The organism is Actinospica robiniae DSM 44927, from assembly GCF_000504285.1.
GTDB classification, from domain to species: Bacteria; Actinomycetota; Actinomycetes; order Streptomycetales; family Catenulisporaceae; genus Actinospica; species Actinospica robiniae.
Genome location: NZ_KI632511.1, coordinates 397,173 through 411,019 on the forward strand (window position 1 = coordinate 397,173; position 13,847 = coordinate 411,019).

Sequence of the window (13,847 nt, forward strand, 5' to 3'; positions counted from 1 at the left end):
CTCATTGATGCTCGTAGGGGATCCTTCATGATGTGACTGACGAACCGGAACCGTGGGACCCGATCGCCTGTGTCGCGCCGGACTTCTTCGCGCCGAACGACGGCAGGAAGTGGGCGGTGAAGCACTGGATGAACGTGCCTGGCCCCTTCTATACAGGCGAGACCGACACGTGCTGGACCGGCAGGTTGGCCGCCCCGCGCCATGTTCTTTACGGCGGTGAGCACTACCAGGAGTTCGTCTACCGACAGCCGAAGACGCGGGCCGAGGTCAAGTGCCTGCTGTCCGCGGCCCAGGATGACCCCTTCGACGGCTACGACTGTGATGGGGACTCGCGGTGGACACCCGAGGCCGTACGGGCCTGGTGGAATGACCGAGGACGGGTCGTGGAGCATGTCACGGCCCTGCTTGCGGAGTGGACCCGCTGGGGCGCGGATAGGTATGAGGTTGAAGCTGCCGAAGGTGCCCGCGACTTCCTCGCGTACCTGTCCGGCGATCTGGAAGCCGACCTGCGGGCGTATGTCTACCGCCTGGAGCACGGCCGGTACCCGGATGACGGCGTTGAGCTGCCGACGCTCTGACGTGACACGGAGCGCCTGCACCGTCCGGTGATCAACCCGGCCCTGATGGGCCGGGTTGATGGCGTCTCATCGGTCAGTCTTTGATCTCGCAGAGTGTGGCGCCTGCGGTGACGGTGGCGCCGACTTCGGCGGTCAGGCCGACGATGGTGCCTGTTTTGTGGGCGTTGAGGGGTTGTTCCATCTTCATGGCCTCGAGGACGACGATCAGTTCGCCGGCTTCGACTTGTCGGCCTTCTTCGACGGCGACTTTCACGATGGTGCCCTGCATGGGGGAGGTCAGGGCGTCGCCGGTGGCGGCGGTTTTCTTCGCGCCGGTGCCGGCGCGTTTGGCGGCTTTCTTCGCGCCGGTGGCGGTCGGGGTGCCGGCATTTAGGCCGAGGCCTGCGGGCAGGACGACCTCGATGCGTTTGCCGCCGACCTCCACGGTGACCGTCTCGCGTCCGGTCTCCTCAGCGGGCTCGCCCAGGGGGCCTGGGTAGGGGGGGATGGTGTTGTCGAACTCGGTTTCGATCCAGCGGGTGTGGACGGTGAAGGGCTGGGCGGGGTCGGTGGGGGCGAAGGCGGGGTCGTGCACGACGGCGCGGTGGAAGGTGAGGGCGGTGGCCATGCCCTCGAGTTCGAATTCGGCCAGGGCGCGGCGGGAGCGTTCGAGTGCTTCGGTGCGGGTGCGGCCGGTGATGATGAGTTTGGCGAGCAGGGAGTCGAAGTTCTGGCCGATCTGTGCGCCTTGTTCGATGCCGGAGTCCAGGCGGACGCCGGGTCCGGTGGGGGGCCGGTAGGTGGTGACGGTGCCGGGGGCGGGTAGGAAGCCGCGGCCGGGGTCTTCGCCGTTGATGCGGAACTCGATGGCGTGTCCGCGCAGGACGGGGTCGTGGTAGCCGAGGGGTTCGCCGTCGGCGATGCGGAACATCTCGCGCACCAGGTCGATGCCGGCGACTTCTTCGCTGACGGGGTGTTCGACCTGTAGGCGGGTGTTGACTTCGAGGAAGGAGATGGTCCCGTCCTGGCCGACGAGGAATTCGCAGGTGCCGGCGCCGACGTAGCCGGCTTCTTGGAGGATGGCTTTGGAGGCGCGGTAGAGCTCGTCGGTCTGGGCTTGGCTGAGGTAGGGGGCGGGGGCTTCTTCGACGAGTTTCTGGTGGCGGCGTTGCAGGGAGCAGTCGCGGGTGGAGATGACGACGACGTTGCCGTGGGTATCGGCGAGGCATTGGGTCTCGACGTGGCGGGGGCGGTCGAGGTAGCGCTCGACGAAGCATTCGCCGCGGCCGAACGCGGCGACGGCTTCGCGTACGGCGGAGTCGAACAGTTCGGGGATCTCCTCGAGGGTGCGGGCGACTTTCAGGCCGCGTCCGCCGCCGCCGAACGCGGCTTTGATCGCGACGGGTAGTCCGTGCTGCTGGGCGAACGCGGTGACCTCGTGGCTGTCGGCGACCGGGTCGGGGGTGCCGGCGACCAGGGGGGCGCCGGCGCGTTGGGCGATGTGGCGGGCCGCGACCTTGTCGCCGAGGGCGCGGATCGCGGCGGGGGGCGGGCCGATCCAGGTCAGGCCGGCGTCGAGGACGGCTTGGGCGAACTCGGCGTTCTCGGACAAGAACCCGTAGCCGGGGTGCACGGCGTCGGCGCCCGCGCGTGCGGCGACGTCCAGGAGCTTGTCCACGGCGAGGTAGGTCTCGCCCGAGGTCGCCCCGCCGAGCGCGTAGGCCTCGTCCGCGACCCGTACGTGCAGCGCGTCGCGGTCCGGGTCCGCGTACACCGCGACGCTGCCGATACCGGCGTCCTTACAGGCCCGAGCGACCCGCACGGCGATCTCGCCCCGGTTCGCGATCAGGACTTTCCTCAGCATGCCCTCTCCCAAAAACGTTCGCAGTTATCGTGCAAGGCCGGTCAGCGCGGCCAATAGGTCGCGCGCCACGCGCCGGGGCCCGGACGTGCCGTGCTGAAACGCGCCATGGCGCGCTGCCGGTCCGCCCACGCGTCGAGCGACTCGGCCGCCTCCGGTGCTACCGGGCTCACGGAAGCCGATACGGCACGGGTGTGGAGCACCACGAGCGCCGCGGCAAGCTCTTCGTCGGTGGGGTTGCCTCGCAGAACCTTGATGATCATCGTCCGCTCTCCTGCGCAGTGGATGCCGGGTCACAGGGGGATGTTGCCGTGCTTCTTCGGGGGCAGAGACTCCCGCTTATTGCGCAGATGGCGTAGGCCCCGCACGATGTGGAAGCGGGTGTCGGAGGGCATGATCACGGAGTCGACGTAGCCGCGTTCCGCTGCGACGTACGGGTTCAGCAGGGTGTCTTCGTATTCTTGGATCAGTCGCGCCCGGACGGCTTCGGCCTCGCCGTTCGCGTCGGCTTCCGCGAGCGTCCTGCGGTGCAGGACGTTGACCGCGCCTTGAGCGCCCATGACTGCGATCTGCGCACTGGGCCAAGCGAGGTTGAGATCGGCGCCCAGATGCTTGGAGCCCATCACGTCGTAGGCGCCGCCGTAGGCCTTACGGGTGATCACGGTGATGAGCGGGACGGTGGCCTCGGCGTAGGCGAATATCAACTTCGCGCCGCGGCGGATGATGCCGGTGTGCTCCTGGCCGACGCCGGGCAGGAAACCCGGCACGTCGACGAACGTGATGACCGGGAGGTTGAAGGCGTCGCAGGTGCGCACGAAGCGGGCCGCCTTCTCGCTCGCGTCGATGTCGAGGCAGCCGGCGAACTGCATCGGCTGGTTCGCGACGATGCCGACGGGATGGCCCTCGACCCGCCCGAAACCGGTGATGATGTTGGGGGCGAACAGCGGCTGCGTCTCGAGGAACTCGGCCTCGTCCAGGACGTGCTCGATAACCGTATGCATGTCGTACGGCTGGTTCGCGCTGTCGGGGACGAGGGCGTCCAGCTCGCGGTCCTCGTCGGTGACGGTCGGATCCGCCTCCTCGGGGAACGCCGGCGGCTCGCTCAGGTTGTTGGACGGCAAGTAGGACAGCAGCCCCTTGACGTACTCGATGGCCTCGTGCTCGTCGCCGGCCATGTGGTGGGCGACGCCCGAGGCCGTATTGTGCGTGCGCGCGCCGCCGAGCTCTTCGAAGCCCACGTCCTCCCCGGTGACGGTCTTGATGACGTCCGGCCCGGTGATGAACATGTGCGAGGTCTGATCCACCATGACGGTGAAGTCGGTGATCGCGGGGGAGTAGACGGCGCCGCCTGCGCAGGGCCCGACGATCAGGCTTATCTGCGGGATGACGCCGGAGGCATAGGTGTTGCGGCGGAAGATCTCGCCGTAGGCCGCGAGCGAGGCGACGCCCTCCTGGATGCGGGCGCCGCCGGAGTCGTTGATGCCGATGACCGGGCAGCCGGTCTTCAAGGCGAAGTCCATGACCTTGAGGATCTTCTGGCCGTAGACCTCGCCGAGAGCGCCGCCGAAGACGGTGAAGTCCTGGGAGAAGACGGCCACCGGGCGATCGTCCACGGTTCCGTAGCCGGTGACGACGCCGTCGCCGTAGGGGCGGCTCGCCTCCAGCCCGAAGTTGGTGGAGCGGTGCCGGGCGAACTCGTCGAACTCGACGAACGACCCCTCGTCCAGCAGCAGTCCGACCCGCTCTCGGGCAGTGAGTTTCCCCTTGGCGTGCTGCTTCTCGACGGCGGCGAGTGAACCGGCGTGCGCAGCCTCGTCGATGCGGCGCCGCAGCTCTTCGAGCTTGCCCGCCGTGGTGTGCAGGCCGGCGTGGTCCGACCGCGACGTTTCGATATTCACTGCCCGTCCGTTCTCCGTGGTAACGCAGATGTCGTACAGGGGCTTGGAGCAGAACGCGTCGTGGGACGTACCCGCCCGGACGTCGCGTGGCGGCGCGAGACTTCCTTTGAGACTGAGTCTAGAGTGAACGATACTGAGTCTCAATGCGCGCGGCAAGCACCTCCGCCGGTCCGGAACAGGGAAGGATGTCTGGTCATGAGCAAGCCAGCCGCACGGATCCGCCTCATGGAGGCCGCCTTCGCCCTGTTCGACGAGCACGGGTACGAGCAGACGACCGTCGACGAGATCGCCGCGCGGGCCGGGGTGGGGCGCGCGACGTTCTTCCGGCACTACCGGTCCAAGGAGGCGGTCGTCTTCCCCGACCACGACCGGCTGCTCGAACAGATCCGCGACAGGCTGGCGACCTCCAGCCACAGCACGGCTCTCGTGGCCGTGTCGGACGCGGTGCGCCTGGTGCTGCTGCACTACATCGAGGAGGGCGACCTCGCCCGCCGGCGGTACACGTTGACCAGCACGGTCGCCGCCCTGAGGGACCGCGAGATCGCGAGCGTCGCGCGCTATCAGCGCTTGTTCCGCGAATTCATCGCGGAGTGGATGGGCGACCCGACCCAGTCGGCGTCGCTGCGGGCCGAACTGATGGCCGCGGCCGTAGTCGCGGCCCACAACCACGTGCTGCGCCGATGGCTGCGCGGCGAGACCGCCGACGCCGTGGCCGAGCTCGATCAGGCCATGCGCGAAGTGCTGACGCTTTTCCCCAATGCACAGGAACAGTCCGCGAGCGGCACCGGCACCACCGTTGTCGCCTTCCGCGGTGAACAAGACCTCGATGTCTTGCTGCCCGCGCTGCGGCGCCTCATCGAGAGCGGCCCTCGGTGACGAGGCTCAACTGACCGCGGCCGCGGATCCACTCAGTGAGCGGCGGAGGCGCGCAGCGCGTGCTGCGCGAACAGCTCGCGGCCCAGCAGTTGCGCCTCGGAGCGATGGTCGGTGCCGTGCGCGGACATGCCCAGGCGGCCGGCGAGGTCGCCGAGCAGGTCGTCGAGGTGTCCGAGGTAGTACAGGGCGTATCGGAGTTCTGAGTCGCTCGCCGCTGCGGACAGTTCTGCTTGCAGACTCCTGAGTTCGTCGCCGCTGCGCACCCAAGTCTCCTGTGCGCTTCGCGTCCCTTCGGAGACGGTGTTCGCCAGGGCCTCGAGTGAGTCGGCCATGGTGCTGGTGACGTGCGAGAGCCGGTCGCGCTGGTCGGGCGTCAGATCGGCCGTGGCGCCGGTGACCGACATCTCGCGGGCGAAGTGGGCGGCCTGCTGCATGGTGGCGCGGACGTCGCGCGCGTGGTCGCGATCGGTGGCGGAGCCTACGGGCAGAAGCGAGCGGGTGAAGGCGTGGAGTTCGTGGTTGGCCTGGTCGATGGCCCTCGCCTCGGCGCGGGTGCCGGCGGTCTCGGCGTCGCCGCTCCAGACGGTGCCGGACGCGCGGACGAATCCCGACAGGGCGCGCAGGTGGGACGCCTGCGCTCGCCGCAGCAGGGTTCGCGTGGCGACGGGCAGGACGATGAGCGCGACGAGGGTGGCGATGACGCCGCCGAGTCCGTTCTCGCCCGCGCGGATCAGGATCACGGAGTCCTTGAAGCCGGTGCTCCAGCCGTAGAGCTGGATGAGGGTGAAGCCGAGGGCGCCGCCCCAGATGTAGTAGTAGGTGCTGACGGCGTAGGCCCCGACGGTCAGGGCTGCGCAGATCAGAGTGAGGCTGACCCAGGGGTGGTTGTCCTTGAGCAGGTGGCAGACGACGACGCCGAGGGTGCAGCCGACGGCGGTGCCCAGGACGCGCGCGATGGTCTTGCGGACGCGCTCGTGCGGGGAGTTGGTGCCCGTCAGCATGATCATCACGCCGATCATCGCCCAGTAGTAGCGCTGGCCGCTGATCAGGTCCCCGAGCGGGACGGCGATGGCCAGGGATATCAGAGCCTGGATGACGATGCGCGTCTGCGAGCCGATCTTGCCCAGGAAGCCCCATGAATCGCGCACGTCGCTCGCGGCCAGAGCGCGGCCGGTGAGCAGGTGGGTGCCGGGGAGGCGGCCGCGGACGAGGCTGATCGACGGGGTGAAGGAGTCCGTGGACGTCGCGGCGTTCTGCTCCGGCTCGTCCGCGGTCTCGGTGGTCCATGCGCTCGCGGCGCGATGCAGGTCGCCGAGGGTCGCGGTGAACCGGTAGAGCCGGGTGACGAGCAGCTGGTATGCGGTGTCCTGCGAGTCGTCCTCGTGCCGCATCAGCCAGGCGAGCAGTTCGCCCGCCCCGCTCGGGACCGCGACGGCGTGATTGATCGCGCCGTACCCGGTGCCGGCGTGGTCGAGGCCTGAGAGGGCCGCAATCAGCAGCGGACGGACGTCGGGCGGGATCGGGGCGCTGGACAGCTGTGCGACGACGCGGCCGAGGCCGTGCGCGGCGCGCTCGGTGTCGAAGACCACGTTGTGGCGGTGGGTGACTGCGGAGCCTTGCAGCCCGGAGGCGGGCAGGTAGCCGTCGACCAGCATGGCGGACTCGTTGAGCCGGACCATCGCAGCGTTCAGCTTGAGGGTCTTGCGTGCGAGGTTCTTAGTGCCGCTGTCGGCGACGAGCTGCCTGGCAAGCTGGACGACGGTGCGTACGCGGAAGAGATAGCCGCGCTCGATGTTCTCGAATCCGCTCGCCGGGCGGGTGCGGCAAGCGATCGCCTGTATGCCTCCGGCCGCGACACCGGCCACCCCGGTGATCGGGGCTATGTACTTGAGCTGCTCCACCGGCATCGGGGCCAGCAGGCCGCCGAGGAATCCGGAGAAGAACAGGGTGCCGCTGTCGCGCCAGAACTCGGCGAGTCTGGGGCTTGTGAGCGCGAGCTGCACGCCCAGAGCCAGGGCTCCGGCGATCAGGCCGGGGACTCGGTAGGGGTGGATCTCGATCGCGCAGAACATCGCGAGCAGCATCGCGGGCACGCCCCAGACGCAGCGCAGCGCGACCTTGCCAGGCTTGGGCCCGGCGATGCTCAAACCGCAGATCAGGCCGAGCATGCCGCCGAAGGTCAGCCCGATCAGGCCCGGCTGGCCCATCGCCCGGGCCATCGCGTAGCCGGCCGCCAGCGTGGCGGGGAAGACCATCAGCATCCGCCAGCCCGACCGGAGCCGGGCCAGGGCCGGATCCCCGGCCTGAACGCGGTCGCGCACGCCGACGAGCCGGGACGGCCGGCAGGTGGGACACCGGCCGCCACTGCTCAGCAATTTCGACACCACGCTGCTGTTCTCCCGTCGATCGTCCGCTGCGCGTGAGCCGGGGCGGAGCCGCGCCGCTCGGCGCCCCCACGCCTCGCGTACCTCCAGGGTAGAAGATTTTTTGCATCAGTGCAAAATTGCCTTGGTGAAAAGATGCCCTCGGTGTAGCATTCAGCCCATGAGCAGCGAGAACGCGGCGCCCGCGCACCCGGCGGCCCCCGGCGGCATCCGGGAGCGCAAGAAGCAGGAGACCCGGGACGCCCTGCACCGCGCTGCCCTGCGCCTTTACGTGGAGCGCGGCCCGGACGCGGTGACGATCAGCGACATCTGCGAGGCGGCCAACGTCTCCCGGCGCACGTTCTTCAACTACTTCGACTCCAAGGACGACGCCGTCCTGGACCGGGACGAGGAGGGCTCCGGCCGTTCGCTGCCGGAGCGCATCGCCGCCCGCCCCGAGGGGGAGCACCCGCTCGAGGTGATCCACCAGGCCGTACGCGCGGGCATCGTGAACTCGCTGGGCCACCCCACCTGGCGCGAGCGCCAGCAGCTGGTGCGCCGCCACCCCCAGCTCGTCCAGGTCGCCTTCGCCAGCACGCGCCGCACCCGCGACCTGATGGCCGAAGGCATCGCCCGCCGCACCGGCCGGCAGCCCGACGACCTCTACCCCCGCGTCGTCGCCAGCGCCGCCCACGCAGTCGCCCAGGCCGCCCTGGCGCGCTGGAACCCCGAGGACTCCGGCGACGAGCTGCTCGACATCCTCGACGAGTCGTTCGCCATCGCTGCCTCTGGCTTCAACCTGCACGTCTGACCGCGCTCGTCCCGCCGACTGGTGCTTCCGGTACCACCGTTAATCGGCTCTGTATACGGTTTCCCGGCCGCGTCGAACTGGGTTCTGATTCAGTTCTGTGACACGGATGGATTCGGTGATACCGCCATGCCGAGAGCACCGGCTCGGCGGCAGCGTCTTGGTCGCCGGGTCGATCTCCAGCCGCCGGGCACACAGGAATACTCCGAGCATGCGAAGCGGCCGGGGCGTCCTACGCCGGGCGGGTCAGGCGGGAGCACCAGGGCTCCCCGCCTTCGAGATCGGAGGCGGGGAGCGGGGCGTCGTAGTAGTCCGCGGGCGCGGTGAGGATCGCCTGCATGTACGCGGTGCGGCCGTCGGCGGCCATGGGTACCGCATGGCCGCGGGTACGCGTGAAGCCGATGCCCAGCCCAGGGAAGCGCGGGTAGTCGGGGTCCGTGTCATCGAGTCGGTGGCCGAGGCCGGTGAGCCGGTCGAGCACCTCCACAGCGGGCGTGCGGAAGACGTCGACGCCCAGCAGTTCGACGGTGATCCGGTCTCCGCCGCGCTCCTCGGGGATCCAGAACTCCGCGGCGGTGAGCGTCTCCCCGTCCTCGCAGGCGAGGATCGTGCTGAAGCTCTGGCGCGTCAGGAACACCTTCGTGTACAGGTCCGGGCGCCGCTGCCCGGGGTCGTCGATACGCACGTGGCCGAGCGGCGTCGCGGCGGCGATCAGCTCGTCGATCCCGGCCCCGAGGGGGAAGTCCTCCGCTCCGTCTCCCGGGTTGATCACGAAGCTGTACTCGAGCGGCTTGGGCTCGAGCGCGTCGAAGTCGATGTCCGGCAGTTCATCGAAGTACCCTGCCCCGGCCAGCAGCACCGCCTGCATGTAGAGCGGCTCGCCGTCGCGGTCGCGCGGGACCTGGTCTCGGCCGGAGGTGCGGGTGAAGCGCAACGGCAGGGCCGCAACGGTGTAGCGCTCCGGCTCGTCGGACCGGTCCACAGCATAGCCCTGGGCCTCGATCTGCCGGAGCAGCTCCAAGGCCGGGGTCCGGAACACGTCGATTCCGCGCCAGGTCACCCGCAGTTCCTCTGGCTCGGCTGACTCCGCGTCAGCATCCGCGCCCGGCAGGGGCCGCGGCGCGTGGATGTCCAGCCAGGTGAGCGTCCGCCCGTCCTCGAGCGCGAAGACCGTGGCGAAGGAGGAGCGTTCCAGATAGACCGTCAGATCCACCTTCATGTGCTCGAGCACGCCGGCGAGCCCCGGCCCCGAGATCACCACTCGACCGCGTGCGACCGCGTCCGGCACCAGTTCCCCGGCCGGCATGCCGAGGGGGTATCCGGTGGCGCCGTGCGGCGGGTCGAGCTCGATCTCCATGCTCACGCTGTTCATCCCCGGCATCTCTACTTGAGCTTGCAGTAACGGATCTTCCAGTTCTTGGCCTTCAGCGCGTCCGTCAACTTCGTGTTCGTCTTCATCGATTTGATCATCTCGTCGATGGCCGCGTCGTATTTGCCAGGGTACTTCGCGCGGATGTCGTCGAGGTCCATCTTCATCGCCTCGTCGAACTTGCCCTGCTGGACCAGGCTGCGCAGCTTGGCCCGGTACGCGTCGCCGGCCAGGCTGGGGTCGGTGCTCTTGAGTTTGCGGTGGTCGTCGTACTCCATGCGGATGGCCGGGCCGTACGGCACGCGCTTGCCGGACCCGAGATCCAGGATTCCCTTGTACGCGGCTTGCGGGGGGACGTGGTTGATCTCGTAGTCGGTGCTCGTACGCGGATGGGTCGGGGGGAAGTTGGCGGGCTGCAGACCCTTGTAGTAGCCGCCTTCCCCGACCGGCACGCGGGTCTTGGGCCGCGTGCCGATGAGGCCGTAGGGGTCGAGCCACGCCATCGGGTTGGGTACATAGCCGTGCGGGTTGGCGCCGGCCGCCTGGCCGAGCGGGTCGGCGCTCAGGAAGCGTCCAGTCGCCGGATCGTAGTATCGGAACAGGTTGTAGGCGAGGCCGCTCTCCTCGTCGTGGTACTGGCCCGGCATGCCGAGCGGGCTGTAGCCGTGCGGGGCGACCGCGGGCGCGACACGTCGGCCCCACAGCGTGGTCCTCGCGGCCCAGGCGATCCGCCCGTCGGGCGTCACGAGCTCGGCCAGGGCACCGACCTGGTCGGTGACGATGCCGAAGAACAGTTCGTCGTACTCGCTCTGTCCGGCCTCGCCGTGCCAGATCCGTTCGGTCTGGGATACCGGTTCGAAGCTTCCGGGGAGGTAGTCCCAGGTGGTGCTGCGGACCTGGCCTGAGGCGTCGGTGTGGATCTGCTCGGCGATCCGGTCGTCGTCCCAGATGAACCGGTAGTGCTCGACGACCTCGTCGGCGTGGTCCTCGTTGCCGGCACCTACCCGTTGTTTGACGACGCGTCGGCCGTACGGGTCGTAGCCGTACGACCAGCTGCCGCGTCTTGGAGTGTCCACACGCGTCAACTGGTCCTGGTCGTTCCAGGTGTAGTGCCACTCCAGCCGCGTGCCCGAGAGCGTGCGCAGCGTGCGGGAAACGAGCCGGTCGTGTTCGTCATACGTATACGTGTTGCGGCCCGCACGGGTCAGCAGTGTGCCCTCGTGCACGCGCTCGCCTGCCGGATCGGCATCGGTCGCGGCCAGTCGGGAGTCGCGGGCGGAGAGGATGTTGCCCAAGGCGTCGTAGCTGTAGTGCTCCTCCTGCGGCGCCCCGTCTTGCGCCGCACGCACGGTCAGGACCCGGCCGGCCGGGCTCAACTCGAACTCGCGGCGGCCGCGCAGGAGATCGTCGACGGCCTCTGGCATGTTGTCGGCGCGATAGTGGAACGTGCGCTCCTGCATGGGGGTCGCCGGGCCGCCGGAGCGCTCCGACCAAAGCCGCTGCCGGTTCAGCCGCCCCGAGGCGTCCCAGCTCTGGCTGAGCACGGCGCCCGCGTCGAGGAAGCGGGTGACCTCCCTGCCCAGGACGTCGTACCCGAAGCGGATCCGGTGGTCGCCGACGGACACCTCGGCGGGCTGTTCGAGCTGGTCGAACCCGACCGTTGAGATGATGCCGCTGGGCAGCGTGCGGGTGACGCGACGGCCCAGCTCGTCGTAGCCTCGGCCGGTGGTGAATCCGTCCACGGTCTCGCGCACCAGGCGCCCGGCCCGGTCGTATCCGTACTCGATGGTGCTGCTCGATAGGGCACCCAGCGTGGATCCAGGCGCCCACGCCGACCGCACCCGGATCGCTCGGCCGAGATCGTCGTACTCGAACTCGGTCGCTGCGCCGTCGGCGTCCTGACGCCGGATCAGTTCGCCGAGCAGGCCGTAGCCGAATCCGGTGACGTGCCCGCGCCCATCGTCGATCTCCAGGAGCTGATCGGCCTGGTCACGTCGGTACGTCAGCGAGCGGCCGTTGTAGTCCGTCTCGCCGATCAGGTGACCGGCCGTGTCATACCGGTAGGTCCATTCGAGATCGCCGTGCGAGTGCGCGATCAGCTGCAACTCGGTGTCGTAGCGGAAGCGGTGGACGTCGCCGTCGGGATTGACCCGCTCGGTCATCGTGGCGAACGGCCCGATCGTGAAGCGGGTGGAAGCGCCGATCGGGTCCACGTGCTCGACGAGATTGCCCTCCGCGTCGTACCCGAAGGTTTCGCGCGAACCGTCGCCGTGGACCCACTCGAGCAGGTTGCCGTCCAGCGACAGCCGGTAGAACTCGGTGACGCCCTGCACGTCGGTGATCGCCACGATCCGGCCGTAGGCGTCGTACGCGGTGTGGCTGGTGCGCCCGAGTTGGTCCGTGACGGCGGTGACGAGTCCTGCCGAATTGCAGATATAGGCGCGCGTGTGCCCGGCCGGGTCGGTGACCGAAGTGAGCCGGCCTTCCTCGTTGTAGGTGCGCCGCTCCACGAAGCCGAAGAGGTCGGTGATCGCCACGATGTTCCCGCGCTCGTCGTACTCGAAGCGGCAGGCGGTCAGGCCGCGGTCGGTGATCTTCTCCACCTGACGCTGCGCGGTATAGCTGAAGCTCAGGATGCTGCCGTCCGGCCGGGCAACGACGAGCGGCTGCCCGTGCTCGTCGTACTGCGTGCGGGTGGTGCGCCCGATCTCGTCGGTATTCGCCGTCATCCGGCCCCGCGCGTCGAACTCGCAGGTGGTGGTGCCGCCGATGGCGTCCACGGTGCGAACGACGCGGTAGTGGGCGTCGTAGTGGTACTCCATGGGTTGGCCGAGCGAGTCGGTGACGGTCGTGCGCCGCGCGGCCTCGTCGTACTCGAACATCGAGTCGAGCACACCGCCATCGCCCAGCCCGGCAGTGACGCGCCCTTGTTCGTCGTACACGTAGCCGTACCGGAAGCCGAGCCGATCGGTCCAGGCGATCAGACGGTCGTGATCGTCGTACTCGAAGACCTGCGGCCGGCCGGATTCGTCGCGCAGACCGACCAGCCGGCCGGCGTCGTCGTACTCGAAGATGCTGACGGCGATCGTTTCACCGCGCGCGGCCGCTGCGATGTCGTCCGCAGGGACTCGGAGGGCGCCCACTCGGGTGCCAGCCGGCGTCTCGACCAGGTCGATGACGACGCGGTAGCCGCAGGAGTGCGCGACGGCGCTCGGCGCCCCTGAAGCCGAGCGCTGATAGGTGACGGTGTGGCCGTTGCGGTCCGATATGGAGCCGATCGGGAAGACGGAGCCCGCGCCGACCGTCGGGAACCGCCGGACCAGCCCCGCGTCCGGGTCCCGGATCAGGATCTCCTCGGCCCTCCGATCCCACACCAGCGGCCACTGTGCGCCCGCATCGGGCAACACGGCCTCCCCGGACGTCATCGGGACCGGGTAGGAGAGGACCGCGCCGTCCTCGTCGCAGTACCTCAGGCCGTCGCCCGTCAACGCGACGTGCTGGTCGAGCGTCGAGGAGTACGACGTGCCGAACCAGCTCCCGTCGCGGTATTGGGAGCAGTACACGCGGTAGAGCCGGAGCGGCAACAGCGCATCCAACTCCAGATCGATCACCGGCATGATGAGCTGACCGGAGACCACGTCGACCGGCTCGCCGGCCTTGGTGCACAGCGAGGTGGGCGTGGCCTCCTTGTTCTTCTCCGGATCCAGCCCTGGATCGTCGTCGCCGCCAGGCCGTTCGCGGCCCCCGCCGGAGCCGCCGGAGCCGCCGTGGCCGAAGTCGTCCTCCGACCCCGCGTGGATGCCGTTGAAGTGATCGGCGATGTCCGCTTCGGTGGCGTCGAGGCTGCCGGCGTAGTTGTGCAGTCGATTGCCGGCGCCCTCCATCACCCGGGCGCCTTCCGACAGGCCGTCGCCCACCGCGCCGGTGACGTCTTCGGCCCCTTCGCTGATCGCCTTGGTCGCGCCGGAGGAGTCGCCGGACATCGACGCCTTGACCGAGCTGCTGATCTCCTTGAGCGTGCTCCCGGCTTGCTGCAGGGTCTGCGCGAGATCCATCAACCCGGGCACCACCGCGCGGATATCGTCGGGGCTGGCGCTGATATCGCCCTCTGACAT

General features: G+C 69.1%; 9 protein-coding genes. 3 read left to right on the top strand and 6 right to left on the bottom strand.

Annotation, left to right across the window (positions count from 1 at the left end; all coding sequences use genetic code 11):
* The first annotated feature begins 32 nt into the window (after nucleotides 1-32).
* A complete protein-coding gene (locus ACTRO_RS01645; protein WP_034260687.1) occupies nucleotides 33-578 on the top strand; it encodes a hypothetical protein in 546 nt (181 codons plus the stop codon).
* Nucleotides 579-651: 73 nt separating this feature from the next.
* Here the strand turns inward: ACTRO_RS01645 and ACTRO_RS01650 are convergent, their stop codons facing one another.
* The 3 genes from ACTRO_RS01650 to ACTRO_RS01660 are packed head-to-tail and all read right to left on the bottom strand — an operon-like array spanning nucleotide 652 to nucleotide 4,310.
* Nucleotides 652-2,418: an ATP-binding protein gene (locus tag ACTRO_RS01650; RefSeq protein ID WP_034272548.1), complete on the bottom strand. Its 1,767-nt coding sequence runs from the start codon at nucleotides 2,416-2,418 to the stop codon at nucleotides 652-654.
* A 44-nt stretch (nucleotides 2,419-2,462) separates the two neighbouring features.
* Nucleotides 2,463-2,681 carry an acyl-CoA carboxylase subunit epsilon gene (locus ACTRO_RS01655; RefSeq protein WP_034260689.1) on the bottom strand — a complete coding sequence of 73 codons (219 nt, stop codon included), beginning with the start codon at nucleotides 2,679-2,681 and terminating at the stop codon, nucleotides 2,463-2,465.
* A gap of 30 nt (nucleotides 2,682-2,711) precedes the next feature.
* Nucleotides 2,712-4,310: a carboxyl transferase domain-containing protein gene (locus ACTRO_RS01660; protein ID WP_034272551.1), complete on the bottom strand. Its 1,599-nt coding sequence runs from the start codon at nucleotides 4,308-4,310 to the stop codon at nucleotides 2,712-2,714.
* Between the two features lie 201 nt (nucleotides 4,311-4,511).
* Between ACTRO_RS01660 and ACTRO_RS01665 the strand changes: the two genes are divergently transcribed.
* Nucleotides 4,512-5,192: a TetR/AcrR family transcriptional regulator gene (locus ACTRO_RS01665; protein WP_034260691.1), complete on the top strand. Its 681-nt coding sequence runs from the start codon at nucleotides 4,512-4,514 to the stop codon at nucleotides 5,190-5,192.
* A gap of 32 nt (nucleotides 5,193-5,224) precedes the next feature.
* Here ACTRO_RS01665 and ACTRO_RS01670 read toward each other — a convergent pair whose 3' ends face one another.
* Nucleotides 5,225-7,579: an FUSC family protein gene (locus ACTRO_RS01670; protein ID WP_034260693.1), complete on the bottom strand. Its 2,355-nt coding sequence runs from the start codon at nucleotides 7,577-7,579 to the stop codon at nucleotides 5,225-5,227.
* A 157-nt stretch (nucleotides 7,580-7,736) separates the two neighbouring features.
* Between ACTRO_RS01670 and ACTRO_RS01675 the strand changes: the two genes are divergently transcribed.
* Nucleotides 7,737-8,366 carry a TetR/AcrR family transcriptional regulator gene (locus ACTRO_RS01675; RefSeq protein WP_034260695.1) on the top strand — a complete coding sequence of 210 codons (630 nt, stop codon included), beginning with the start codon at nucleotides 7,737-7,739 and terminating at the stop codon, nucleotides 8,364-8,366.
* 229 nt (nucleotides 8,367-8,595) lie between these two features.
* On the opposite strand, the gene ACTRO_RS48505 is transcribed toward ACTRO_RS01675, so the two are convergent.
* Nucleotides 8,596-9,735 (bottom strand): hypothetical protein, encoded by a 1,140-nt coding sequence (locus tag ACTRO_RS48505; RefSeq protein WP_211244042.1) that lies wholly within the window; start codon nucleotides 9,733-9,735, stop codon nucleotides 8,596-8,598.
* A gap of 11 nt (nucleotides 9,736-9,746) precedes the next feature.
* Nucleotides 9,747-13,847: an RHS repeat-associated core domain-containing protein gene (locus ACTRO_RS01690; protein ID WP_051450137.1), complete on the bottom strand. Its 4,101-nt coding sequence runs from the start codon at nucleotides 13,845-13,847 to the stop codon at nucleotides 9,747-9,749.

What these genes read in the sequence shown, in the direction of transcription:
- ACTRO_RS01655 (WP_034260689.1), bottom strand. Translation starts at nt 2,681, where the DNA reads ATGATCATCAAGGTTCTGCGAGGCAACCCCACCGACGAAGAGCTTGCC.
- ACTRO_RS01665 (WP_034260691.1), top strand. Translation starts at nt 4,512, where the DNA reads ATGAGCAAGCCAGCCGCACGGATCCGCCTCATGGAGGCCGCCTTCGCC.
- ACTRO_RS01675 (WP_034260695.1), top strand. Translation starts at nt 7,737, where the DNA reads ATGAGCAGCGAGAACGCGGCGCCCGCGCACCCGGCGGCCCCCGGCGGC.
- ACTRO_RS48505 (WP_211244042.1), bottom strand. Translation starts at nt 9,735, where the DNA reads ATGAACAGCGTGAGCATGGAGATCGAGCTCGACCCGCCGCACGGCGCC.
- ACTRO_RS01690 (WP_051450137.1), bottom strand. Translation starts at nt 13,847, where the DNA reads ATGTCAGAGGGCGATATCAGCGCCAGCCCCGACGATATCCGCGCGGTG.